This is a genomic window from Francisella adeliensis, from assembly GCF_003290445.1.
Lineage (GTDB): Bacteria > Pseudomonadota > Gammaproteobacteria > Francisellales > Francisellaceae > Francisella > Francisella adeliensis.
Map to the genome: position 1 here is coordinate 854,553 of NZ_CP021781.1, position 25,646 is coordinate 880,198.

The window sequence follows — 25,646 nt, forward strand, 5'->3', positions numbered from 1 at the left end:
TAATTTAAATTTCTTACAAACTCTATATAATGTAGTGTTAGATTCTAATATTTCTATAAATTTTAATAAAAAGTTGGTTTAAAATGCTAGGTTTAGTTCAAAAAGTAATTGGTAGTCGTAACGATAGATTCATCAAGAAAATATCTAAAACAGTTGAAAAAGTAAATTCTTATGAGAGTGAATATGAAAAGCTTTCAGATGATCAGTTAAAAGCAAAGACACTTGAATTTAGAGAAAGACTATCTAAAGGACAGTCTTTAGATAGTTTATTGCCAGAGGCATTTGCAGTAGTAAGGGAAGCCTCAAAGCGTACAAAAAACATGCGCCATTATGATGTGCAGATTATTGGTGGAGTTGTGCTTCATCAAGGTAAGGTTGCGGAGATGCGTACAGGTGAAGGTAAAACTTTAGTTGCTACACTTCCTGCTTACTTAAATGCAATATCTGGTGAAGGTGTACATGTAATTACAGTAAATGATTATCTTGCAAAACGCGATGCTGAGCTTATGAGTGAGATTTATCACTTCCTAGGTCTTTCCGTAGGTGTGATTGTTGCTGATTTAAATCCAGAGCAGAGAAAAGAAGCTTATGCTTGCGATATTACTTATGGTACAAATAATGAGTTTGGTTTTGACTATCTTCGCGATAATATGGCTTATGAAAAAGAAAACCAAGTACAAAGAAGTCGTAATTTTGTAATAATAGATGAGGTTGACTCAATCTTAATTGATGAAGCTAGAACACCACTTATCATTTCAGGAGCATCTGATGATAGTTCGGAAATGTATAATCTTTTTAATAGATTAGTTCCATATCTTGAAAAACAAGAAAAAGAAGAGTTAGAAGAAGGTGAAGAGGGTAAAGATTATTATCTTGATGAGAAGTCTAAAAATGCTTTCTTAACAGAAAATGGTTATGCAAAGATTGAGGGAATGCTTAAGAAAGAAGGAATTCTTGAAGAAGGTGATAATTTATATAGTCCCCACAATATCACAAAAATGCATTACTTAAATGCTTGTTTGAGAGCTTATTCACTTTATCAATTAAATGTTGATTATATTGTGCGTGATCAAGAGGTTGTGATTATTGATGAAAGTACCGGTCGTGCTATGCCAGGGCGTAGATGGTCTGATGGTTTACATCAGGCTATAGAGGCTAAAGAAGGTGTTAAAATAAACGCTGAAAACCAGACTATGGCATCTATAACATTCCAAAACTTCTTCAAATTATACAATAAGCTTGCTGGTATGACTGGTACTGCTGATACAGAAGCATTTGAATTACATTCTATATATAACCTAGAAGTTATAATTATCCCAACTAACAAACCACTTATCAGAAAAGATCATCATGATGAAATTTATGGTAGTGTGCGTGAGAAATTTGATGCAGTTGTAACTGAGATTAAAAATCGTATTGAGACAGGTCAGCCTATATTAGTCGGTACAGCATCTATTGAAGCATCAGAGATTTTATCTACCTTGATGAAAAAGAAAAAAATCAAGCATAGCGTTCTAAATGCAAAACAGCATGAGAAAGAAGCAGGTATTATTGCGATGGCAGGTTATCCTGGTAATGTAACTATTGCCACAAACATGGCAGGTCGTGGTACAGATATTATATTAGGTGGTAACTGGGAAGTAGAAGTTGCTGAACTAGAAGAGCCGACTCAAGAGCAAATTGATGAAATAAAAGCTAAATGGCAAGAACGAAATGATCTTGTTAAGAAAGCAGGTGGTTTGTGCATAATTGGTTCTGAAAGGCATGATTCGCGTCGTATTGATAACCAGTTGCGTGGCCGTGCTGCTCGTCAGGGTGATCCAGGTGAAAGTAAGTTTTACTTATCTATGGATGATAATCTCCTTAGAATATTTGCATCACAAGGTATGGCTGAAAGAGTTAAAAAAGGCTTGAAAGGTGGAGAATCTCTAGCTTTTGGATTTATGTCAAAAGTTATATCTAAAGCTCAAGGAAAGGTCGAAAGTTATCACTTTGATATTCGTAAAAACTTGCTTGAATATGATAATGTTGTAAACACTCAACGAAAAGTGATTTATGAGCAAAGACAATCGTTCTTAGAAGCTGAAGATGTTAAAGAAACATTAAATGATATTAGAATAGATGTTGCTGAGACAGTATTTCATAATTATGTGCCTGCAGGTTCAATGCCTGAGCTTTGGGATCTTGCGGGTCTTGAAGGTGCGTTAAAATCTGACTTTATGATAGAAGTAGATTTACAAACATTGTTTGAAGAAAATGATAACTTAACAGAAGAAGATTTGAAAAATGCTGTGGTTGAGGCTATCAAATTTGAGTTTGAAAACAAGATTAAAAACCTTGATCCTCAAGTTGTCAAAAACTTTGAGAAATTCTCATTACTGCAATCTATGGATACTCATTGGCGTGATCATTTAGGAGCTATTGATCATCTTAGAAATAGTATTAATTTGCGTGGATATGCTCAAAAAGATCCTAAAAATGAGTATAAGAAAGAGGCATTTGAGCTTTTCTCTAGTATGTTAGATAACTTTAAGTATGAGGTTATTTCTTCATTAGCTAAAATACGCATAGTATCAGAAGAAGAAACAGAAAGAGCACAGGAAGAGTGGAAAGAGTCTATGAGTGATATTAATGCTGAGCATGAGAGTGTTTTAGACAATAATGAAGCTCAAGAAGGTCAGCAGGAACAGCAAGAAGAAGCTCCAAAAGTTCAGCAAGTTAAACGCGAAGGACCTAAAGTAAAAAGGAATGATCCTTGTCCTTGTGGCTCTGGTAAAAAGTTTAAACAGTGTCATGGTAAAGTAGCTGAGTAAAATGCAAAAACAAGAAATAATATCTGTTTTATAAAATAGATATTATGATTTTGCAATGGAAAATACTTATGACAGAAAACTTTGATTGCTAAATCTTAGTGATATGCTTTGTAGCTGCTAAAAATTTCGCTATGTTAGTTGCAGTTTGTTCTATATTATGAGCAGCTGAGGATAGTATAGTATCTAAGTCACTATAGTGATTAATACATGAAAATACAGCATCTATATTACTATTGTCTAAATCATTATCAGAAAAATCGTAGCTTCCTACTATAGCAATAACTGTAGAGTTGTGTTTTTTTGCTTTTTGAGCAATTATGGTAGGGACTTTACCATTGAAACTTTGTTGATCCATTTTACCTTCACCTGTTATAACTATATCAGCTGCTTTTAATGAATTTTCAAAACCTATAATATCTAATATTAGCTCTGCGCCTGAGACTATTTCAGCATTAAGAAAAGTTGCTAACGCATACCCTACACCACCAGCAGCTCCAGTTCCTTTAGTGGAGTGATGATTTTTATTAGTTATATGACTACATACTTTAGAGAAAGACTTTATGTTTTCATCTATTGTAGATAGCTGATAACTTTTAAGACCTTTCTGTTGACCATAAACGAATGTTGCACCATTTTGACCATATAGCACATTATCAACATCACTAGCAACCTTAAAGTCTGTTGTTGAAATTCTTGAGTCAATATTACTTATGTCAATACTAGCAATGTTATCTATATCTTTAAGTTTGCAGTTTTGAATAGTATTTTTATTAACATCTAAAAATTTTATTCCTAATGCTTGTAATAAACCTATTCCCACATCATTAGTACAGCTTCCGCCTAAAGTTAAGATGATTTTATTAAAGCCATTATCTAAAGCATGCTTTATTAGTTGACCAAAACCAAATGTACTAGCTTCAAGAGGTTTCATCTGCTTTGTATCTGTTAGGTTCAAACCACAGCATTTAGCAAGCTCAATAATAGCTGTATTATTTACAGTTAAATACTCAGCATCTATAGTTTTTCCAGAGGCTGAAAGGACTTTTGTTTTAATATATTTAGCATTAGATAAATTATTTGCTATAGCATCTATTGAGCCTTCACCACCATCCGCAACTGGTATTTTTGTATATTCAGCAAATTTAAAAACTTTTTTAAAGCCTTTTTCAATTGCCAGGCATACTTGGCTAGCATCAAGAGAGTTTTTGAATGTGTCAGGAGCAATTACAAATTTCATATTTTGAAGTATATATTTTATATAATGCTATTTTATTTAACTTTAGTTAGATATTCCATATAATTGAATGATTAGTATGATTTCAAAATTTAGATGTTAGATAAAATATATAAAAAAGTTAGCTGGAAAATAATTCCTTTTCTGCTTATTTGCTATACGGTAGCATACCTTGATAGGGTGAATGTTTCTTTTGCAAAAATTCAGATGATGTCTGATTTGAGTTTGTCAGAGACAGTTTATGGGTTTGGTGCAGGTATCTTTTTTGTTGGTTATTTTTTATTTGAGGTTCCAAGTAACTACGTCTTAGTTAAAATAGGGCCTAGTAGATGGTTAGGTTTTTTGATGGTAGTTTGGGGGGCTTTATCATCTTGTACAATGTTTGTTGAGACTGCTAATCAATATTATGTCCTTAGATTTATTTTAGGAGCTGCAGAGGCAGGATTTTTTCCAGGGGTGATATATTATTTATCACAGTGGTACCCATCATATCGAAGGGCAAAAGTAACGGCTATATTTTTTAGTGCTACAGCTTTTTCTGGGATATTTGGAGGACCTATTTCAGGGTTTATAATGGATATTTTTAATCAATATAATTATGATGGTTGGAGGATGCTATTTTTAATGGAGGGTATTCCATCTATTTTACTTGGTTTAATAACGCCTATATTTTTACCAACTATTAGTAAGGCAAAATGGCTAAATCAAGATGAGAAAGTTTCATTACAATATCAACTTGATGAAGAAAAAAATACTGAGTCTAACTCTAGTAAATTATCAGTTTTTCTTGATCCTAGGGTGTGGTGGCTATCATTAATTTATTTTTGTGGTATTTCTGGATTATATGCAATTAGCTTTTATTTACCAACATTAATACAAGCCTCAGGTGTTACAAATATATTTACAATTGGTGTAATTTCATCAATACCCTATTTATTTGCGGTAATCGTGATGATTGGTATAGGTGCTAGTTCGGATCATTTTAAAGAGAGAAAATATCACCTAATAGGCATAAGTATACTTGCAGTAGTCGGCTTTATAGGGACTGGAATATTTGATGGTAATACATATCTTACAATTATAACTATGTCACTTGCTACAGCTGGAATTTTAGCTTTAATACCTCTTTTTTGGAGTCTTCCTGCTGCATTAATGAGTGGTATGGCAGCTGCTATAGCTATTGCAATTATTAATTCCGTTGGAAATTTATCTGGTTTTATAACGCCGTATTTAGTTGGATACATTATAGACTCAACAAGCTCAATCTCTTTAGCTTTATATATCGTTGCTTTAATCGTATTTATTGGAGCTATTTTGATACACATATTTTTTAAACATTTTGTAAGAACACAAGCAAATCATGATTGATACTAAAATAAGATGCTTTGGCTCAAACTCACAGATATATGCTGATTATCATGATAATGAATGGGGTAAGCCTGTTTATGATGATAGAGTGTTATTTGAGTTTTTAATTCTTGAAGGAGCACAAGCTGGTTTAAGTTGGGAAACTATTTTAAAAAAGCGAAAAGGGTATCGAAATGTGTTTCATGATTTTGATCCACAAAAAGTTGCAAATATGAGTGATGATGAGCTTGAAGCTCTACGATTAGATAGTAGTATTATCCGTAATAAACTTAAAATTTATTCAGCTCGTAAAAATGCTTTGAGCTTTTTAGATGTTCAAAAAGAGTATGGAAGCTTTGCGAAATTTATCTGGCAATTTGTCGATAATAAACCGATAGTGAATAGATGGGATAATAAAAGTGATATACCTGTTACTACAGCTATGAGTGATAAAATATCAAAAGAGTTAAAGTTAAGAGGTATGAGTTTTGTAGGAAGTACGATTATATATTCCTATATGCAAGCAGTAGGGCTAGTCAATGATCATTTAAATGGTTGTTGGGTTGTGAACAACTTGAGCATATGATTACATAGCGTGCAAAATTAACAAATTTTTAATGCTTAAAATAGTGAGATTATATAAAAAGAAATTTTAGAAAGAATTTTGTAAGATTAGTCTTCTACTGATACGAATTTACGGTTAAGAGCGCCGCCAGTATGGAATTTAACAACACCATCTTTTAAAGCAAATAACGTGTGATCTTTACCACAACCAACGTTTACACCTGGGTGAGTTTTTGTACCGCGTTGACGAATAATGATAGAACCAGCTTTAACAACTTCTCCACCGTATCTTTTTACACCTAAGTATTTAGGGTTTGAATCTCTTCCGTTTCTAGTACTACCACCAGCTTTTTTGTGAGCCATTTGTATACTCCTTTTGTATTAAAAAAATTATAAACTAATTGATGAAACTTTTACCGCAGTAAAATACTGACGATGACCTTGTTGCTTCATACTGTGCTTACGACGACGGAACTTCATGATCTTAACTTTAGCGTTACGACCTTGCTCTACAACTTCTGCTACAACTTTAGCACCTTCAACAGTTGGAGCACCAACTTTAACTTCGCCTTCTGCAGTTTCAGCCATTAAAACTGTATCAAATTCTACTTTTTCGCCAATACCTAGCTCAATCTTTTCAAGTTTTACTACTTGACCTTCTGCTACTTTGTATTGCTTACCGCCACTTTTAATTATCGCGTACATTTATATACTCCGTTATTAGATTTATTTTATCTCAGAACTATCTAAACTTAATTAGACTTCTGACTTTTTGTTATAGTTACATTTATCTAGCTTATAAAAGCAGACAGTGAATTATAACAAAAATCACATTTAAATCAAGTTTTGATGAGTGATTTAGCAAAGAATAAAGATGGTGAGGTTAATAGTTGGGAAGATTATTTTAGTGTATTTGTAATATCATTATTAGGATATTTTAAATCATCCATATTTATAGAAAATGCTTTACTATGAGACTGATCTAGACTATTCAAGTCAATTATCACTGGAGAGTTTATATTGTTGTATGTTCTAAGAAATAATTTGTTATCTGTTTGATCTTTTACAACAGTATATGCTGTATGATCATACATTTTTTCATCGCCTATTTTTTCAACAACGGCACCTTTAGGTATATCAACACTATTTAATACATGAGTCACTTTGTCTACAGCGGATTCATCTTCTGGACCTTTAAGGTCAGAGTAATAACCTAACGCAGCTATTTTAATGAATCTTGAAGGAGGAGAGTAGTCACCAGGCATTCCTAATAACCCATTGCCTTGCCCTAAAGCATTAATATCTTCAGGATTTTCATTTTTAGGGTTTTCAGTTTCTTTGTTACCAAGTTTGATTCTTGCAATAGTATGGTTGCTTAAGTTTAAGTAGTTTCTAAGGTTAGTTAAATGCCAGTCAATAGTTGGAGCATTTGTCATAACTTTAACTTTAGTGTCCATAGTTGTAATTTTAATTTTACCATCAACATATTCTACAATTATACCTTTACCAGCTTTATCTGTGATAAGGAAATGTAGTTGTGGAGATACACCGTCTACCATTGTAGATTTATCTGACCATACTTTTGTTTTAGCTAGTATTTTTTTAGCATCATCAACTGTTGCAGCTTCGCTTAATATATATGTCGTTATTTCTAATATAGAAGCATAGCTTTTATCTTTTGAATCAACCTTCTGGTATTCTGTAAATCCTGGTAAATAGTTTGCGCTTAAACTAAGTCCTTCACTATTTTGCCCATCTAAGAAAAGATCTTTACTATTTCTAACTAGTCCTGTTCCTAAAATCGAGTATTTAGAAGAGTAGTTAATTTGAGGAAGGTTAGAGTCACTTGGTGCTGTAAGACTATAAGTAGTGCCTTGAGGTGCATACATTACGCTCCAATCCCAATTAAAACCCCATTCCATAGTTCTACCTGAAGCTACATGATCATCTGGAGTGACCATGCTTATAGCAGTACAAGCTACCCCTTGTGAAAATGGTATAGATAATGCGAGTACTGTGCCTAAGAGTTTTCTTTTTAATTTCACTGATATTCCTCGAAAGTTGACTTATAAGAAAATAATATCATAAATTCTGCATAAGTAAGCTAGTTATGTTTTAACAATGCTAGTTATATTTTGATAACTTATATAAAATATTATAATTAAATATAAATTTTTATAGAGGAATCATGTCAGAAACTTTTTCAAATAAACATCCTAAAGGGTTGTGGTACATTATAGCTATCTATATGTGGGAGTACTTTAGTTTCTATGGAATGAGAGCCTTATTGATCCTATATCTTATTCAGCATTTAAAGCTAGGTGATACGCTATCTTATGCTATATCTGGAGCTTATATAACATTAGTATATTTATCGCCAATTATTGGTGGTTCTGTTGCAGATAAAGTTTTAGGCTATAAAAGAGCTGTAATATGTGGAGCTTTATTAATGTCTATAGGGCATATTATTCTTGGCTTAGGTGGAGATGATTCTCTATATGTGGGAATGGCATTTATAGTTTCTGGGTATGGCTTCTTTAAAAGTAATATTTCTTGTTTGATGGGGCAACTTTATAGCCCTAATGACATTAAGAAAGATTCAGCCTTTACACTTATGTATTTAGGCGGAAATTTAGGAGGCATATTTGCACCTGCTTTATGTGGGTTTGTTGCTTATTATTATGGTTGGCACTATGGGTTTGGACTAGCCGGTATTGGGATGATATTCGGCTTGTTAGTGTTTCTGTCTGGATCAAAGCATATTCCAAATATTCTACCAGAAAAGTCTCCTTCAAGGTCATTAGGGCAAATTATTACAGCTCTATCTATACTCACTATTGTTATAACGAGTTATTTAGCTTTAGAGTACCAGTTTGATGGTTATTTATTAGCAGTTGTCGCTGTTGCAACAGTTGTTTATTTTGTTAAGATTTTAATAGAAACAGATAAGATTTCTAGGAAATCAATATTTTTTTTATTACCATTCTTTGTTTTTGGCATTGTGTTTTGGGTTTTTGATGAGCAGCTATACACATCTGTAGAAATATTTATTCATAGAAATGTTGATACTTACTTTTTAGGTTTTGATATTCCAGCTAGTGTTTTTACATCTGTAAATTCAGCATCGATTTTATTTGGTGGCTTAGTAGTTGCTTGGGCTTGGAAAAAGCTTAAATCACTTGAAGGTGATTTTGGTAGAATGATAAAGTTTGGTTGTGGATTTTTATTTCAGTTAATCTGTTTTGTATTATTCTTTATTGCAGCTAAGCAAGCAAGTATAAATGGGACAAGCTCTGCTATATTAGTTATAGCAGCTTTAATTTTCTTAGGTGTTTCAGAGTTATTTATTGACCCAATAGCTCTTTCAGAAATTACCTCAATTAAAGATAAAAAACACATTGGTTTCTTAGCAGCTGCTTATATGTTGTTTACAGGAAGTGTCGCAGGATTTATAGGAGCAAAAGTTGCTGATATGGCAGCATTTAATACTATATCTGAAAGTATGAATCTAATTGAGCAAGCAAAACTTTTCAGTGGTTTATTTGGCAATATTACTATTATATTGTTAGCTACTTCTTTGCTGTGGTTCTTCGTGGCGATTGTTCTTAAAAAACTTAAATAATATCTTCTATTTATCACATATAAAAAAAGGATACACAGCTATTATTTTATTTTCTAGCTCGATTACTTTCACACTATCTCTTTGACTAGTTGGTATTTTAAGCTCTTGAAAAAGGATTTTTAGCTTATTAGGCTTATTTCTACCTATATAGCGGCATTTATCACTAGATTTTCTATCTCTAATAATAATGCTAGCTAACTGTGATCTGTTAAGAAGAAGACTTTTACTCAACCACTGTTCAATAGTTATTTTATCAAACTCTAAAGAATTTTTGTGAATATGTTTAACTTTCAATAAATCATATTCAATATGAATAACTAGACATTCATTAACATTAATGGACCAGCCTGTATGAGCAGAATCAGATATGGCTTTGGTAATAGATATAACTTGTGAGTGCTTTAAGCTTAAATTAGTGTTTTTCTTAAACCATAGATGTAGTAATGATTGTTGAATATCATTATCAAGTTTAGCTAAAAGTTTGACTTCTACCTCATTGTCTTTATTGCAAATGGTATCAAGTTCTTTGGCTAATAGTTTATTCAAAACACTGTTGGAATTTGCACAAATGCTAGCACTTCTTGCTAAAGTTTTATTTACCGTAGGATTCACTTGTTTAAGTATTGGAATAATCTCATTGCGGACTAGATTCCTTTTGTATTTAGAATCTTCATTACTGTCATCATAAATATGCTTTATTTGTTTAGCTTTTACATAGTTTTCAATATCTGATTTTGAGTATTCTAATAGTGGGCGTAAAACGAATCCATGCTTTAATTTTTTGCTATAAGGTATTCCAGCGAGCCCTGCTAAACCTGAGCCTCGTATTGCTTGAAGTAAGAAGGTTTCAGCTTGGTCATCTTGGTGATGTCCTAACAGTAAAATAGGAGCAGGGTAGTTAGCCATTTGTTGTTCAAAAAAAGCTATTCGTTGCTTGCTTGCCCAAGCTTCAAAACTTTCTCCTTTAGGTACTTTTCCAAGTTTATGTGTAATAAATGCGATATTATGTTCATCACAAATATTGTTACAATACTGTTGCCAACTATTAGCATCAGAGTGAATAGCATGGTTTATATATATAGCTATGATTGGAATTTTAATTTCTTTGAAAATATCAACTAATACGCTAGAGTCAATGCCACCACTGAAACCAATAATTATATGAGAAGGGTTAAATTCTAGGGTTTTTGATATGATAGAATGTTTGCAGATAGTCATTTAGATAAGATAGCGAGCTCGAATAGTGGCTTTAACTTTTTTAAATTCTTTAACTAGGATTTTTGCATCTTGAGTTGATGATTTAATATCCATAACTACATAGCCTATATCATCTTGTGTACGTAAATATTGACCTTCGACATTTATATTTTTCTGAGCTAGTATTTCATTGATTTCATTCATTACACCAGGGATATTTTGATGAATATGAAGAACTCTATGATTATCAGCACCTGCATTTGAAGGTAATGAAAGTTCTGGGAAATTAACTGCATTTAAAGTAGAGCCGTTATCAGAATACTTAATAAGTTTAGCACTCACTTCATTAGCAATATTTTCCTGTGCTTCAATAGTGCTTCCACCAATATGCGGAGTAATAAATACATTGTCAAAATCTTTAAGTGGACTTTCAAATTGCTCATTTTTTGATGAAGGTTCACTTGGAAATACATCTATAGCAGCACCTTTAAGTTTCTTACTTTCAAGAGCATCCACTAAAGCATCAATATCTACAACATTACCTCGCGAAGCATTAATTAATATTGAGTTATTTTTCATCAAAGCAAATTCTTTTGCTGTAATGAGATTTTTAGTACTAGTAAGCTGGGGAACATGCAAAGATACTACATCAGATTGTTTTAGTAATTGTGCTTGAGACTCTACTTGTGTTGCATTACCTAACGGAAGTTTTTCTTCTACATCATAGAATATTACATTAATTCCCATACTCTCAGCTAATACGCCAAGTTGCATCCCTATATGGCCATAGCCAATAATTCCAAGAGTTTTGCCTCGAACCTCATTAGCATTATCAGCAGATTTCAACCATAGACCACGGTGAGCTTTAGCATTTTTATCAACAACATTTCTAACTAATAGAATTGCTTGAGCAAGCACTAATTCTGCAACACTTCTAGTGTTTGAGTAGGGCGCATTAAATACGGGGATACCGTGCTTGTGAGCTGTTTGAAGATCAACTTGGTTTGTACCAATACAAAAGCATCCAATAGCTGCTAAATGTGTAGAATTTTCTAGGACCTCTTTAGTAAGCTGAGTACGTGAGCGCAAGCCAACCATTTTATAATTTTTTAATTTATCTATAAGTTCTTGACCTTCTAGTGCAGAACTCATAAGTTCAATATTTTCATAGCCAGCGGTTTTGAAAGATTCAACAGCATTATTATGAATACCTTCTAATAGTAAAATAGGTATTTTCTTTTTACTTAAAGATAATTTAGACATCAAAAAATTCCTTTATATTGAGATTTTTGCTTTAATAGCGGGATGGTGATCATAACTTTCAAACTCAAAGTCATCAAACTTATAATCAAAAATGTTTTTAGCTTTTCTTTTTATTTTTAGAGTTGGAAGTTTTAATGGATTACGAGTAAGCTGCTCATTTACCTGATCAGTATGATTATTATAGATATGACAATCACCACCAGACCAAATAAATTCTCCAACATCTAAATCACATTGTTGGGCAATCATGTGTGTAAGTAATGAGTAGCTTGCGATATTGAAAGGAACCCCTAGAAAAGCATCAGCACTTCTTTGTGTAAGCATACATGAAAGTTTATTATCAGCGACATAAAATTGAAACATTGCATGACAAGGAGGAAGAGCAGAATTACCTTCTGCTACATTTTCTTGAGGAGTTAGTCTTTCAGATGGTACTACACATGGGTTCCAAGCAGATACTAATATTCTACGTGAATTTGGATTAGTTTTTAAAAGCTCAATCACATCAGCTATTTGGTCAATGCCTTCGCCATTAAAGTCACGCCATTGCTTACCATAGATAGGACCTAGATCACCATCTTCAGTAGCCCATTCGTTCCAAATACGGACTTTGTTTTCGTTTAGATATTTGACGCTAGTATCACCACTTAAAAACCATAAAAGTTCATGAACCACACTTGGAATATGGATTTTTTTAGTAGTTACTAGAGGAAAACCTTGCTGTAAATCAAAGCGCATCTGATAACCAAATACACTTTTTGTTCCAGTACCTGTACGGTCACCTTTAGCAACACCATGAGTTTGAATATGTTTTAAAAAGTCTAAATATTGTTGCATTTGTTACCTCTTGTTTTAATAAATACAGCAATCAAAATTATTGCACCTAATATAATCATTGGTAGAGAAAGTATTTGCCCCATAGTCATCCAATTAAAGAATATAAATCCATACTGAGGATCAGGTTGCCTTACAAACTCGCAAATAAATCGTGCACAGCCGTATAAGAACATAAATAAACCTAGCACAAGGTATCTAGGTCTTTTCTTAATAGTTACTAGCCATAGTACGGTAAATAAAACAACTCCTTCAAAGAAAAACTCAAAAAGTTGAGAAGGGTAACGAGGTAGTGGTCCGCCAGTAGGGAAAATCATACCAATTGGAGAGTCAGTAACTCTACCCCAAAGTTCACCATTGATAAAATTACCTATTCTACCAGCACCTAAACCTATAGGAACAACTGGGGCAACAAACTCACCAAGGTCAAAAAAATTAACTTTTAATTTTTTAGCATATATCGCAAAAGCAATAAGCACACCAATAAAACCACCATGGAAAGACATGCCTCCATCCCATAGCATTAACATTTGAAGAGGATTGTGTAGATAAAATGATAGGTTATAGAAAACTATGTAACCAATTCTTCCGCCTAAAATAACACCAAGTGCGATGTAGAAAGTTAGATCGCCTGCTTGATCTGGCGAAAATGGAGCCCAAGGTTTTTTTTTCGCTCTATATCTAAGTAGCATCCATCCAGAAAAAATTCCAAAAAGATACATTAAGCCATACCAATGAACTTTAATAGGACCCAAATGTATTGCTACAGGGTCAATATGAGGATACTGTAACATTTAACAGCCTTATCTTATTGATTGAGATTCAAAGTCAATAGCAGGTGAGTAGTTAATAAACTCTTCTTTTACTGATGTTTTACTCTGTTGCTTAGGAGCATCTTTAGCTTTAGCTTCAGTTTTTTCTTGCTTAGGAGCTTTTTGCTTCTTATCAGAAGGTTTTTTTATTTCTTCTTTTGGAGCATTTACCTCTACTTCATTAAGCGTAGTTGTTTCTGCTACTGCAACTACTTTTTCTTCTACTGAAACAGTAGCTTCAAGAGGCGCCTCGGATATAACTACATTTTCACTGTCGTTATGCTTAATTGACTTTTCTTCGTTAGCAACTTTTTTAGTTTCAGTAGCTTTGATTTCAGCATCTACAGATACGGTGTTAAATCTAAGATACTTGTGAGTTTTACCTTTTTCAGTTGTAGTGATTTTAGCAGAGCCATCGTCTTTTAAACTATCGTAGTTTTCAAGCACATCTGTAACCATTACTGACATAAACTCATCAGGGTTTTTAGAGATTACTTTCTTAATGTTATCTACTTCACTCGTTGTAACTTTATTAGCGTACTTAACTTTAGTGATATCAACAACTTCTTCAGCATTATTTAGGTTTAAGTTACTACTTCTGCTTGAGCTATTGTTTCTATTGTTCGATTTTTTATCAAACTTATCATTTCTCTTATCGTTACGGTTGTTACGATCACCTTTCTCACTTTTGTCGTTGCGATTATTTTCGCTACGATTAGGACGATTGTTGTCACGTTGCTCATTATTACGAGGACGTTGATCTTGTTTTTGGTTATCGTTTTGGTTACTGCGATTAGAGTTTTCAGGACGAGATTTTTTTAAATCATTATTTTTATTCTCATTCTTGTTATAATTTTTATTTTGCTCTTTAGTTACAGGCTTTTGAGGTTTATTCTCTTGCTTAGGCTGAGCTTTTTCAACTTGTGCTTGAGGTTTTGTTTCTTCATTAGCAAAAGACCCAAAAAGTTTGCTAAAGAAGCCTTTTTTTTCAGCAGGTTTAACTGGAGCAACAACTTCTTTTTGTTTGATTTTAGGAGCTTGTTGCTTAGTTTCTTCCTGATTATTTTCTTGCTTTGCTTCAACTTTTTGTTGAGGTTTTTCAGATTTAATAACTTTAGTCATATCAACAGCAGCTTGAGTTTTTTTAGCAGCTTTTGGTACTTCAACACTATAAACTTCTTCTATAAGATCTGGACTTGTTTTGTTGGATTTATAACTAGAACCCCATATTCTTTGCATCTGAAACTTAGGAGCTTCAAGGTTGAAGTTAGGTATAAGCATAACTTTAACATTAGTGACCTTCTCTATTTCAACGATATTATCTCTTTTTTCATTAAGAATATAAGCTGCAATATCGACAGGTACTTGTACACGAATTTCATTAGTATCATCTTTCATAGCTTCAGCACGAACTTTTCTTAAAATAGTAAGAGCTGTTGCTTGAGTAGTTTTAATGAAACCATGGCCTTCACAACGAGGACATTTTTGCATTACACTTTCACTTAGTGAAGAGCTAAGTCTTTGTCTTGAAATTTCAACAAGCCCAAGTTTAGAAATGCGAGACATTTGGATTCTAGCTTTATCTTGTTGTAAAGCTTCCATAAGCTTTTCTTCAACTTGCTTTCTATTCGGGAAAAAGCTCATATCGATAAAGTCAATAATCACAAGACCACCTAAGTCTCGGATTCTAAGTTGTCTTGCAACTTCTTCAGCAGCTTCCATGTTTGTTTTGAAAGCAGTAGTTTCAACATCTTCAGCCTTATTTGCACGAGATGAGTTAACATCAACAGCAACTAAAGCTTCTGTAGTATCTATAACGATTGAACCACCAGAAGGTAGACGAATTTCTCTTTTGTAAGCATTTTCAATTTGCTGATCAATACCAAACTGAGCAAATATAGGTAAATCCTCATCATAGAGTTTAACTTTGTTGATGTTAAAACTTTGTCTTAATAGACCTAGTTGTCTTTTTACATCTTCAAAACATTCTTTAGAGTCTACAACAATTTCTTTAACATCTTCTTTTAAATGATCTCTAACCGTACGGATTATAATGTCACTTTCTTTATGTAAAAGAGTTGGCTTTTTGATTTTGTGATAAGCACGAGAAATAGAGCTCCATAACTCAGCAAGAGTATCAAAGTCATGTTTTAATTCTTCAAAAGTACACTCAACACAAGCTGTTCTAGCAATTACGCTCATGTTTTTTGGCATATTTAAATCTTTTAAATATTTTTTAAGCTTTTCTCTATCATCACCTTCAACACGACGAGAAATACCACCACCAGAAGGATTGTTTGGTAATAAAACCATGTATGATCCTGCAAGTGTAATGAAAGTAGTTAAAGCAGCACCTTTATCGCCTCTTTCTTCCTTATCAATTTGTACTATAAGCTCTTGACCTTCAGATAAAAGGTGGGCAATATTATCTCCCTTAGGAGTATCTTTTAGGTAGTATTCTGAAACTTCTTTAAATGGTAAAAAACCATTTTTTTCTTCGCCGTAGTTTACAAAAATTGCATTTAAACTAGGTTCAATTCTTGAGATATAACCTTTGTAAATATTAGCTTTTTTTTGCTCTCTATCTACATTTTCAATATCTAAATCTATAAGTTTTCCATTATCAAGAGTAGCGATTCTAGTTTCCTCATTACTCTTACTGTTAATTAGTATTTTTTTCATTATTTTAAATTCCTTTTGTGTAATTCATAATTGACTGTTTAACGAGTCAATTCGTTTTTAGATCTCTGGATTTGTAAGCCTTCGATCTTCTTAATTAAATCACTAGTAAATATATGACCGTTTAGTACAGCAATAAGTTGATTAAATTTACCATCTTTAATCAGCTTCATATATATGGTAGTGATTTTGTAAAAGTAGTATGTATACAATTATTTGATATAATACCAATATTGACTATTAATTAAAAGAAGTAATAAAGTTTAATGAGCTTTATATACCTAGATTACGCAGCGACAACACCACTTAGTAAGCAAGTAAGATCAATGCTTGTTGATTCAATAAATGATGATACTAGTTTTTTTAATTCTGGTTCTTCTACTTATGAAGAGGCTCAACAGATTAAGAGTCAGATTGAGCAAGCAAGAGCTACCATCGCTGACACGATAAATGTACTCCCTCGTGAGATAATATTTACATCAGGAGCTACAGAATCAAATAACCTTGCTATTAAAGGTGTTGCTTATGCTTGCAAAAACAAAGGTAATCATATAATTACATCAAAAGCTGAACATAAAGCAGTGTTAGATGTTTGTAAGTACCTTGAAACAGAAGGTTTTGAGATTACATACCTTGATGTTAATCATCATGGTCAGATTAATATAGAAGAGTTAAAGAAAAGTATTACACCAAATACAATTTTGGTAAGCTTGATGGCTGTAAATAATGAACTAGGGACAAAAAATAATCTTTTAGATATCGGTGGGGTTACAAAGCAAAACAAAATACTATTTCATGTCGATGCAGCTCAAGGTTATGGAAAGGTTAATATTGATATTAAAGCTATGAATATAGATCTACTTTCAGTATCTGGTCATAAAATATATGCTCCAAAAGGAGTGGGTTTTTTATATGTAAGATCAAAAGCTCCTAAAGTAAAACTTGCTAAACAGATTCATGGAGGTTCCCAAGAATATAACATTAGAGCTGGTACGCTAGCTAATCAGCAGATATTTGCACTTGCTCAAGCTAGTAAGGAGATGTTTGAAAATTTCGATAAGAATTTTGATTATATTTCTAATTTAAGAAGAGTTTTTTTAGATATGTTGTTATCAAATGTTGAAACTAAAGAACAGGTCGTGATCAATACTTCTCTTGAGTACAGCTATCCTGGTATTTTAAATTTAACGATAAAAAACATTAAAGCTGAAACCCTTTTAGCGATGTTGCCAAATATCTGTATATCTACAGGTTCTGCGTGTAATTCTCGAGCGATTGAACCATCCCATGTGTTAACAGCAGTAGGTTTATCAGCTGAGTATGCTGATAGTACTATAAGAATTTCTTTTGGTATTATGACAACTAAATATGAAGTTATAACTGTAGCAAATAAGATGCTTGAAAAGATAAGTCTACTGAACGCTATATCTCCCCAAAAAGCTGATGGAGGAGAGAATGTATAGTGATATTATGAAGGATTGCTTAGAGATGATAAAAGTTACAGATGCTCAGGTAAGTGCTGAACAACTAAAATATAGTGTTAGAGATGGTTATGCAGAGATTGAATTGTACATTTCAAATAAGCGAGTCAGCTATAGAGTAAAAGGTGATCCATATATAATTGCAATGGTAAAGTGGTTGCAAATATATTTATCTAATAATGATACATTTAAGTTAAGTTTAAATACTTTCATTGAAAAATTTGAACTACCAGATAATAAACTCAGAAATGCTATTTTAATGATGGAACTTATTGAGCAACTTAAATGAAAGATCAACTATATGAATTTTACATATTACACCAACAAAAGTACAAAGAGAATGCATTGTTGGTATCTATATTTACTCGTGAGTTTGGTAAATTGTCAGCAATCATTAGGGTACCAAAAAAACAAGCGAATCTTTATCAGCCTTTGGTTAAATTAAGAGGGCAGATTTCTCTCTCAAAGAAAGCTACTGGGCTTAGTAAGGTTTATAATATCGAACTTGTAGAATCATTTTATAAAAAATCTTATATAAATTTATTATCGTTACAATATTTGAATGAGCTTTTGTATTTGTTGTTAAGTTACTCACATGAAGAGTACAAGCTATTTGAAAAATATAATTTTGTTATTGAGAATATTATAGATGAAAATTATAGGTATTTACTAAGGTTTTTTGAATTAGAATTGCTTGAAAGTCTAGGGCAAGGCATTTATATATGTGATGATAGTGACGGTAATGAAATTCAATCCGATAAAAGTTACTCTATAACTGGATATGGATTTAAACTGATAAGTGATGAATCTTTACAATCTATAAAAGGGGAGAGCCTGCTTAAAATCAATCAGTCAATTAGTCTTTGGAATGATATTGATTTGAAGGCTATTTCAAAGGTTATAAGAATCAATATTGATAGCTTGTTGACGGACAAGGAGTTAAAGAGTCGTAGACTTTTAATTGATTATCTTAATTTGAAAAAATAATTCTAGTTTAAATATAAGTATTTCGTTATTTACTATAGGCTAATACGGCCTGCTTTTCCCGTAATAGAAAAATATGCAAAGCCCCCATAGCATCAGTATATTGTGGCCCAAAACAAATAGATAAAACTCACAACTTATTACTCAAATAGTTTTATTTTCTATTTATTTTTTTGTAACTATTAACCTCTGTAAACCTAAAATCAAAATAGGTTATTTGAGTTTAAATTGAGTTTTTTGAAAAAAGTTTACTTTTCATTGCTTTTAAGAATGATATGGCTGCTGGAACTACAGAAACGGCAATGATTACAATTATAAATAATCCAAAGTTTTTGCGAACAAAGTCATTGTTGCTAAACATAAATGCTAAATATGTGATTGAATAAACCCAGATAAACGCTCCTAATATACCCATGGCAACAAATTTAGGATATCTCATACGAGCCATACCAGCTGTAAATGGCATAAATGTACGCACAATGGGTGTAAATCTAGCTAGTATAATAGCTGCAGCTCCATACTTGTCAAAGAAGCTTTGAGCTTTATCAAGGTGAGCTGTTTTCAGTATTCTAGCATCATCCTTAAATATTCTTTTACCAATAAGTCTACCTAAGAAGTAGTTGCAAGAATCTCCTAATACAGCTGCTAAAACAAGAATCGGAGCAACGAGGTGGACGTTAAGAGTAGTTGCTGCACCGGTTAATCCAATGGCAAATAAAAGTGAATCTCCTGGAAGGAAGGGAGTAATTACAAATCCTGTTTCACAAAAAATAACTGCAAAAAGCAGTAAATAAGTCCAGTCACCAAGAATGTTAATGTATGAACTGATAAATTGATCTAGGTGTAAAATGATATTAAATAACGCTACGATAGTATCCATATTTTCGCTTTTGGTATTTTAATCGTTAAATTATAGGGAAATAATGATTAAAGGTTAAGTTTTTTTCGCTTTTATTTTATTTGAGATATATTTATAGAATGTTTGAATAGCTACAAATATTACAATTAGCATTATTATAGTTGTAAGATTTTCTCTAACAAAATCATTGTCACTAAAGAAATATACAGTATAAGTAATTGAGAAAGACCATATGATTGCGGAAATAACACCTAACAAAACAAACTTAGGGTAGTTCATACGACCAATACCTGCAACAAATGGCGTTAAGGTTCTAACAAATGCAATAAACCTAGAAAATAAGATTGCTTTATTGCCATGTTTATCCATAAATTTTTTCGTTCGTATTAGGTGAGCTGTTTTAAAGACTCTTGCATGAGTAGTAAAAAACTTATCACCAATGAGTTTACCAGTAATATAGTTACAGGAATCACCAAGAATAGCCCCAAGACAAATAGCTAATACAGCAAAATGTATATTTAAACCAGTTGCAGCGGCTGTAAGACCTACAGTAAACAGCAGTGAATCCCCAGGGAAAAATATTCCAAATATCGATCCTGTTTCACAGAATATTATAAAAAATAACAATATATAAAACCATGGGCCAAGACCGTTTACAAATTCACTAATATTTGAGTTAAAGTGCATGAGTGATTCAAGCATTTTTAGACTCCTTATTAGCTAATAACTTTATAGATAAAGCATGAATATGTTCCATAAGTGGATCCACAGCTTTATAAATGTTTTTATGAGCATTAATTTTAGAGATTGAGTTTAATTTATCTGATACTATTTCAAGAGCAAAATGTCTTTTACCCTCGATAAAGCCTTTGTGTTTTTTATGTTTATGAGTTTCATCAATAATTTTGATAAATGCTGCTGAATCAATGTCTTTTAATAAGCTTTGACGGATTTTTTCGATTAGTGCAGATTCATCCATTATAGTATCCTAGTTGGCGTGATTATTAAATCAAGCTGAATATCATGATTATCTACGATAATATCATTATTTTGTTGTTCATCAAAGGCTATACCTATAGTTATTGGTAAAAATGTGTTTTTTTTGAAACTAAAAGAATAGTCATAAAAACCACCTCCCATTCCCATTCGGTATTTATTTTGATTAAAACCAACTATGGGTACTATAACTAGGTCAAGTTCCCATGGGGCAATTATATCCTTGGCATTATGTATAGGTTCTTTGATTTTATATTTATTTAAATAATATTGTCCAGTATCTTTTGCAAACCACATACAGTGTTTAAGATGAGGATGTACTATTGGTAGATAAGTTGTTAATGAGTTGTTTATAGTGGTTGTATTGACTTCATTAATTAAAGATACGAAGCTTGCTATCTTTGAATTTGGATAATGTTTTGAAATATGCTCTAGCAGTTTATTGCAAATGTCTTGGGAAAGCTTATGCTTATTATTAAGATTGTTGCGAATTTGTAGTAGATTGTTGCGAATTTCAGATTTAGTCATAAATTTAATTAGCTACCCGAGTTACCGTTTTAGTTCAATGTTCTTGATCCCTTTAAGGTTCAAGTGGGTGTCATAGTTCCAACATTGGGTTTCTTTGTGAATACTAATGTATCAAAGCTTACTCTCTAGTCAAAACACCAAAACTCCCTATTTTAGTATTATCGGCTCAAGATTGTAACTAAATCACAAACAACCCAGGTAGCTAAACTGTTAACTGGAGTTACGTGAACCACAGTTTAAATTATATAAGCTATTATAATTGATAACTTAAAAGATTCAAAAAGTTTTAACACCAAATATTTTCCTCAAAAGACTATTACTAGGTACATATATAAAGTAAAATATTATGTTAATAAAATATAACTACAAAACACTATTATTCATATGCAAAATGAAAAACCGAATTTTGAAGATGTGCGTGAAGCACTGAATATCATGCAGGCATTAACAACAGCGTCAGAGTCTCATGGGCTTTTGTGTGCGTTGTTTAGCTTTGGAGCTGAAGTGAAATTTACAGCGTGGTCAGATTCTTTGATGACAAAGTCACTAGAAGAGGGTGATTTAGTTGCTATATCTGCACTGCAAACTATGAAAAAACTATATGATTATACTAAAGCTCAGTTTGATGAAAAGGGTTTAAGCTTTGATTTATTTATTCCTGCAGATGATGAGGAACTTTGTTATCGAGCAGAAGGCTTAGCTAACTGGATAAAAGGTTTTTTATCAGGCGTGGGACTTTTTGGTTTAGATTTTGAAAAGACTGATAAAAAAGATGTTAAAGAAGCGATAAATGACCTAATGCAGATATCTTATATGGATCATAGTGAGTTAGGTGATGATGAAGATAGCGAGGCTGATTTTTTAGAACTTTTAGAATATACACGAGTAGCAGTATTACTTATAGATAGTGAGAAAGTTTAGCTTATGCAAAAAAAATATGATATTGCTATTGTTGGTGGAGGTATCGTTGGTTTATTAACTTCACTTGCCTTAGCAAAAACAGATTATAGTATTATTCATATTGAAAAAGACCAACTTGAGCTTAAAAATGATAATCGAAGTCTAGCTGTGTCTTATTCATCAATAGCATTTTTAAACACTCTTGGATTATGGGATAAGGTTACAACATATACACAAGCTATTAAAAAAGTGCATATTACTGATAAAGGTAAATATGGTCGTGCTGAAATTTATGCTGAAGATGAGAATTTGCCATTTTTAGGTGCAATAGCACCAATGAAAGAGCTTTTAAGAGCATCTTTGCAAGCGGTGTCTGACAATACCAATATTACTAAATCATTTAATACTACTGTCAAAAAAATAGAGCTACAAGATGATGATAACTATGCATTAGTTGTTGAAGAAGCTGGTCAGAAGAAAATTATACAAGCAGATTTTATAATTGCTTGTGATGGTGCAAACTCTAGCATGAGGAAAATGTTAAGTGTAGATGCTGAAACTACTGATTATAATCAAGATGCGATAGTTTTTGATATTGAAACAGACATTACTCATAACAATACTGCTTTTGAGCGATTTATGAGTGATGGTGTATTAGCGATGTTACCAAAAACAAATAATACTATGGGTTGTGTTTGGACTGTTGATAGGAAGGATTCAAAAGCTAAGCTTGGGCTTAACAAACAAGAGTTTCAAGAGTTGGTGCAGGAGAGGTTTGGATTTAGGTTAGGACAAGTTAAAGTAGTGTCTAAACCAGCAATATTTCCTCTCTATTTAGTTCAATCAGAAGAAATTTTTCAGAAAAATGTATTATTTTTTGGAAATGCTTTACATTTTTTACACCCTGTATCTGGGCAAGGGTTAAATTTAAGTATAAGGGATATCGGCTGTTTGTATGATTTGATCGATTCTAAGCACTCGTTAGATGAGATACTGTCAGAGTTTAGTCAGATTAGAAAACCTGATCATGATAGAACTATAAAAGTTACACATGGATTTATAAAATGGTTTGTCTCTAATGATCCTAGGCTTGTAGCTAGTAGAAATATTGGTTTACATTTGTTACAAAGAAGTAAACTAGCAAAGAAAGTATTATCAAGGGTAATGATGGGTAAGTTAAGTAAAGGCTCAACCTTAATGCGTAAGGTGGTCGAAGAATGACAACTCCGCAAATAAATAAAGATGTAGTTATAGTCGGTGGTGGTATGGTGGGGCTTAGCCTAGCATTATCTTTACATAAAAATGGTTTACAGGTTGCTATAGTTGAGGCAAGAAGTATATCAAAAAAATCTCTGGCTAATGACAGGATTGAAACTCGAGTAAGTGCTATAAATCACACTTCGAAAAAACTACTTAAAGACTTAGGTGTTTGGAAAGATATTCAGAACAACCGTATATCACCGTATTATCAAATGAGAGTTTGGGATGATGAACCTACGCAATCAATAAATATAACAGCTGAAGAGATAGCAGAACACAGCTTAGGAAGTATCGTTGAGAATGATGTTATAACACAGTCACTGCTTAAAGAGATCGCAAATACAGGCATTGAAATTTATGAAAATCAAACTATAACTAAAATTGAGCGAAATGGTAATACTGAAAAATTATACTTAGCTGATAGAGTTATTGAAACAAGTATAGTTGTAGGGGCGGATGGAGCAAACTCATTTATTCGAGATTATTTTAACTTTGATACAAAAGTTAAACCATATAAGCATACCGCTATCGTGGCGACACTTGAGCTAGAAAAACCTCATAATCATACAGCATATCAACGATTTTATAATAAAGGTGTGCTTGCATTTCTTCCATTAGAAAACTCAAATAAAGCTTCTATAGTTTGGTCAGTTAATAGTGATTATGCTAGTTATCTTATGGCACTTGAAAATACCGAGTTTGAAAGGGTGTTAGCTGAAGCAATATCTAATGAGCTTGGTGCTATAAAACTTTTATCAAAAAGATTTAGCTTTGAGTTGATACAGCGTCATTCTAAAAGTTATATTCAAAATAATGTCGTGCTTGTTGGCGACGCCTGCCATAGCATCCACCCATTAGCAGGGCAAGGCGTAAACCTTGGTTTTAAAGATGTGCTTTCTTTAAATGATGTGATTAGTAAAGCATTTGCAAAAGGACGATTGATTGGGCATATATCTACCTTAGATAAGTACCAACGTGACAGAATGCTTGATAATAAAAAGATGGTACTATTGATGAAATCTTTTAAAGAAGGTTTTGGTAGTCAAAAAGAATTTATTAAAAGAACTCGTAGAGCAGGCTTAGACTTTGTAGATAACAGTGAAGTTCTGAAAAAGATTATAGTTAAGCAGGCTTTGTAGAGGTTTAAAATACTACCTTTTCAAGTGTCGAAGGAGTGTATTGCTTACAAGTGGGATAAAGCTTAAATTAAAGAATAAAAAGAGAAGAAGAAAAATGAAAACAGATGATTTTGATTACACGCTCCCAGAAGAGCTAATAGCAAGTTATCCTCTTGAAAGTAGAGATGCTAGTAGGCTACTAAAATTAAGTAAGCAAACAGGCGATATTATTGATCATAAGTTTACGGACTTTATAGACTTCGTGACAGATAAAGATTTACTAATATTTAACGACAGTAAAGTAATGCTTGCTAGATTGTATGGTAAAAAAACTACAGGAGCTAAGCTTGAGTTTCTAGTTGAGAAAATTAAAACACCAAAAATTTTTGAAACTCATATCAAATCAAACCGTTCACCAGCTATAGGTAGTGAGATATTTATAGAAGATACGCCGGCAAAAGTTCTAGAGAAAGATGGTAGCGTATATTTACTTGAGCTTCAGGGCGATGCAGATATTTATCAGATAATGAATGAGTTTGGGCATATTCCATTGCCTCAATATATGAAACGAGAAGATGAAGAGTTTGATGCTGAGAGATACCAAACAGTCTATGCAAAAGACTTGGGTTCTGTAGCAGCTCCAACAGCAGGATTGCACTTTAGTGATGAGCTTATGCAAGCTATAAAAGATAAAGGTGTAGATACGGCTTACATAACTCTTCATGTGGGTTCTGGGACATTCAAACCTGTACAAGTTGACGATGTAAATAATCATAAAATGCATTCAGAAGTTATATCTGTGTCAGAAGAAGTTTGTGAGAAGATTCGCCAGACTAAAGTAAATGGTGGTAGAGTGATAGCAATAGGGACCACTTCTGTAAGGTCGCTTGAGACAGCAGGGCAAAGTGGTCAGATAGAAGGTTATCAAGGTGAGACGGATATTTTCCTGTATCCTGGTAAAAAGTTTAATGTCGTAGATGCGATGATTACAAACTTTCACTTGCCAAAATCCACTTTAATAATGCTTGTAAGTGCATTTGCAGATAAAGAAAAAATTATGAAAGCATACGAGCATGCCATAGAAAACAAATATCGTTTCTTTAGTTATGGTGATGCAATGTTTATTTGTTAAGAGATAATTTAAAACGGTCATAC

At 32.6% G+C, this 25,646-nt stretch carries 24 protein-coding genes and 1 other RNA gene; 11 read left to right on the plus strand and 14 right to left on the minus strand.

The window, feature by feature from the left end:
• The first annotated feature begins 83 nt into the window (after positions 1-83).
• Positions 84-2,813, plus strand: a complete 2,730-nt coding sequence (gene secA, locus CDH04_RS04175) for a preprotein translocase subunit SecA (protein ID WP_112869827.1) — start codon at positions 84-86, stop codon at positions 2,811-2,813.
• Between the two features lie 88 nt (positions 2,814-2,901).
• Here secA and CDH04_RS04180 read toward each other — a convergent pair whose 3' ends face one another.
• The gene (locus CDH04_RS04180; RefSeq protein ID WP_112869828.1) at positions 2,902-4,050 is read right to left on the minus strand and encodes a glycerate kinase; all 1,149 of its coding nucleotides are present in this window, start codon (positions 4,048-4,050) and stop codon (positions 2,902-2,904) included.
• A 93-nt stretch (positions 4,051-4,143) separates the two neighbouring features.
• Between CDH04_RS04180 and CDH04_RS04185 the strand changes: the two genes are divergently transcribed.
• Complete coding sequence (locus CDH04_RS04185) at positions 4,144-5,415, plus strand: MFS transporter (RefSeq protein ID WP_112869829.1); 1,272 nt, start codon at positions 4,144-4,146, stop codon at positions 5,413-5,415.
• Positions 5,411-5,980: a DNA-3-methyladenine glycosylase I gene (locus CDH04_RS04190; RefSeq protein ID WP_112870895.1), complete on the plus strand. Its 570-nt coding sequence runs from the start codon at positions 5,411-5,413 to the stop codon at positions 5,978-5,980. Before CDH04_RS04185 ends, CDH04_RS04190 begins: the two co-directional genes overlap by 5 nt.
• An 86-nt stretch (positions 5,981-6,066) precedes the next feature.
• Here the strand turns inward: CDH04_RS04190 and rpmA are convergent, their stop codons facing one another.
• From rpmA to CDH04_RS04205, 3 genes are all read right to left on the minus strand, one after another.
• Entirely contained in the window at positions 6,067-6,321 is a 255-nt protein-coding gene (gene rpmA / locus CDH04_RS04195) for a 50S ribosomal protein L27 (RefSeq protein ID WP_112869830.1), read from the minus strand.
• 27 nt (positions 6,322-6,348) lie between these two features.
• Positions 6,349-6,663, minus strand: coding sequence for a 50S ribosomal protein L21 (rplU, locus tag CDH04_RS04200; RefSeq protein ID WP_112869831.1), 315 nt, complete (start codon positions 6,661-6,663; stop codon positions 6,349-6,351).
• Between the two features lie 194 nt (positions 6,664-6,857).
• Positions 6,858-8,003, minus strand: coding sequence for a choloylglycine hydrolase family protein (locus CDH04_RS04205; protein ID WP_265575283.1), 1,146 nt, complete (start codon positions 8,001-8,003; stop codon positions 6,858-6,860).
• 143 nt (positions 8,004-8,146) lie between these two features.
• On the opposite strand from CDH04_RS04205, the gene CDH04_RS04210 reads away from it, so the two are divergent.
• The gene (locus tag CDH04_RS04210) at positions 8,147-9,580 is read left to right on the plus strand and encodes a peptide MFS transporter (protein WP_112869833.1); all 1,434 of its coding nucleotides are present in this window, start codon (positions 8,147-8,149) and stop codon (positions 9,578-9,580) included.
• Positions 9,581-9,586: 6 nt separating this feature from the next.
• Here the strand turns inward: CDH04_RS04210 and tilS are convergent, their stop codons facing one another.
• From tilS to CDH04_RS04235, 5 genes are read right to left on the minus strand one after another with little or no spacing between them, the layout of a single operon-like run.
• Positions 9,587-10,798, minus strand: coding sequence for a tRNA lysidine(34) synthetase TilS (gene tilS, locus CDH04_RS04215; protein ID WP_112869834.1), 1,212 nt, complete (start codon positions 10,796-10,798; stop codon positions 9,587-9,589).
• Entirely contained in the window at positions 10,799-12,040 is a 1,242-nt protein-coding gene (gene serA / locus CDH04_RS04220) for a phosphoglycerate dehydrogenase (protein ID WP_112869835.1), read from the minus strand. It lies immediately after the preceding gene.
• A 12-nt stretch (positions 12,041-12,052) separates the two neighbouring features.
• A complete protein-coding gene (locus tag CDH04_RS04225; RefSeq protein WP_112869836.1) occupies positions 12,053-12,877 on the minus strand; it encodes a thymidylate synthase in 825 nt (274 codons plus the stop codon).
• Positions 12,862-13,668 carry a prolipoprotein diacylglyceryl transferase gene (gene lgt / locus CDH04_RS04230; RefSeq protein WP_112869837.1) on the minus strand — a complete coding sequence of 269 codons (807 nt, stop codon included), beginning with the start codon at positions 13,666-13,668 and terminating at the stop codon, positions 12,862-12,864. The genes CDH04_RS04225 and lgt overlap by 16 nt, the downstream gene beginning before the upstream one ends.
• A 9-nt stretch (positions 13,669-13,677) precedes the next feature.
• Positions 13,678-16,368, minus strand: a complete 2,691-nt coding sequence (locus CDH04_RS04235) for an Rne/Rng family ribonuclease (RefSeq protein ID WP_112869838.1) — start codon at positions 16,366-16,368, stop codon at positions 13,678-13,680.
• A 263-nt stretch (positions 16,369-16,631) separates the two neighbouring features.
• Here CDH04_RS04235 and CDH04_RS04240 point away from each other — a divergent pair, with 263 nt between their 5' ends.
• Genes CDH04_RS04240 through recO form a run of 3 tightly spaced genes read left to right on the plus strand, consistent with a single transcriptional unit; the run spans position 16,632 to position 18,833 of the window.
• The gene (locus CDH04_RS04240) at positions 16,632-17,828 is read left to right on the plus strand and encodes a cysteine desulfurase family protein (protein WP_112869839.1); all 1,197 of its coding nucleotides are present in this window, start codon (positions 16,632-16,634) and stop codon (positions 17,826-17,828) included.
• Positions 17,821-18,135, plus strand: a complete 315-nt coding sequence (locus CDH04_RS04245) for a hypothetical protein (protein ID WP_112869840.1) — start codon at positions 17,821-17,823, stop codon at positions 18,133-18,135. Before CDH04_RS04240 ends, CDH04_RS04245 begins: the two co-directional genes overlap by 8 nt.
• A complete protein-coding gene (recO, locus tag CDH04_RS04250) occupies positions 18,132-18,833 on the plus strand; it encodes a DNA repair protein RecO (protein WP_112869841.1) in 702 nt (233 codons plus the stop codon). Before CDH04_RS04245 ends, recO begins: the two co-directional genes overlap by 4 nt.
• A gap of 220 nt (positions 18,834-19,053) precedes the next feature.
• Here the strand turns inward: recO and CDH04_RS04255 are convergent, their stop codons facing one another.
• From CDH04_RS04255 to ssrS, 5 genes are all read right to left on the minus strand, one after another.
• Positions 19,054-19,710: a VTT domain-containing protein gene (locus CDH04_RS04255; protein WP_112869842.1), complete on the minus strand. Its 657-nt coding sequence runs from the start codon at positions 19,708-19,710 to the stop codon at positions 19,054-19,056.
• A gap of 54 nt (positions 19,711-19,764) precedes the next feature.
• Positions 19,765-20,391 carry a VTT domain-containing protein gene (locus CDH04_RS04260; protein WP_112869843.1) on the minus strand — a complete coding sequence of 209 codons (627 nt, stop codon included), beginning with the start codon at positions 20,389-20,391 and terminating at the stop codon, positions 19,765-19,767.
• Positions 20,384-20,668: a BolA family protein gene (locus CDH04_RS04265; protein WP_112869844.1), complete on the minus strand. Its 285-nt coding sequence runs from the start codon at positions 20,666-20,668 to the stop codon at positions 20,384-20,386. Before CDH04_RS04265 ends, CDH04_RS04260 begins: the two co-directional genes overlap by 8 nt.
• Positions 20,668-21,213, minus strand: coding sequence for a 5-formyltetrahydrofolate cyclo-ligase (locus CDH04_RS04270; RefSeq protein ID WP_112869845.1), 546 nt, complete (start codon positions 21,211-21,213; stop codon positions 20,668-20,670). Before CDH04_RS04270 ends, CDH04_RS04265 begins: the two co-directional genes overlap by 1 nt.
• Before the next feature lie 9 nt (positions 21,214-21,222).
• A non-coding RNA gene (ssrS, locus tag CDH04_RS04275) (6S RNA) lies at positions 21,223-21,417 on the minus strand.
• A gap of 180 nt (positions 21,418-21,597) precedes the next feature.
• On the opposite strand from ssrS, the gene CDH04_RS04280 reads away from it, so the two are divergent.
• From CDH04_RS04280 to queA, 4 genes are all read left to right on the plus strand, one after another.
• On the plus strand, positions 21,598-22,134 hold the full coding sequence (locus CDH04_RS04280) for a UPF0149 family protein (protein ID WP_112869846.1): 537 nt from the start codon (positions 21,598-21,600) through the stop codon (positions 22,132-22,134).
• 3 nt (positions 22,135-22,137) lie between these two features.
• On the plus strand, positions 22,138-23,334 hold the full coding sequence (locus CDH04_RS04285) for an FAD-dependent monooxygenase (RefSeq protein ID WP_112869847.1): 1,197 nt from the start codon (positions 22,138-22,140) through the stop codon (positions 23,332-23,334).
• Positions 23,331-24,512, plus strand: coding sequence for an FAD-dependent oxidoreductase (locus tag CDH04_RS04290; RefSeq protein ID WP_112869848.1), 1,182 nt, complete (start codon positions 23,331-23,333; stop codon positions 24,510-24,512). Before CDH04_RS04285 ends, CDH04_RS04290 begins: the two co-directional genes overlap by 4 nt.
• Positions 24,513-24,606: 94 nt before the next feature.
• Positions 24,607-25,623, plus strand: a complete 1,017-nt coding sequence (gene queA / locus CDH04_RS04295; RefSeq protein WP_112869849.1) for a tRNA preQ1(34) S-adenosylmethionine ribosyltransferase-isomerase QueA — start codon at positions 24,607-24,609, stop codon at positions 25,621-25,623.
• Positions 25,624-25,646: the final 23 nt, after the last annotated feature.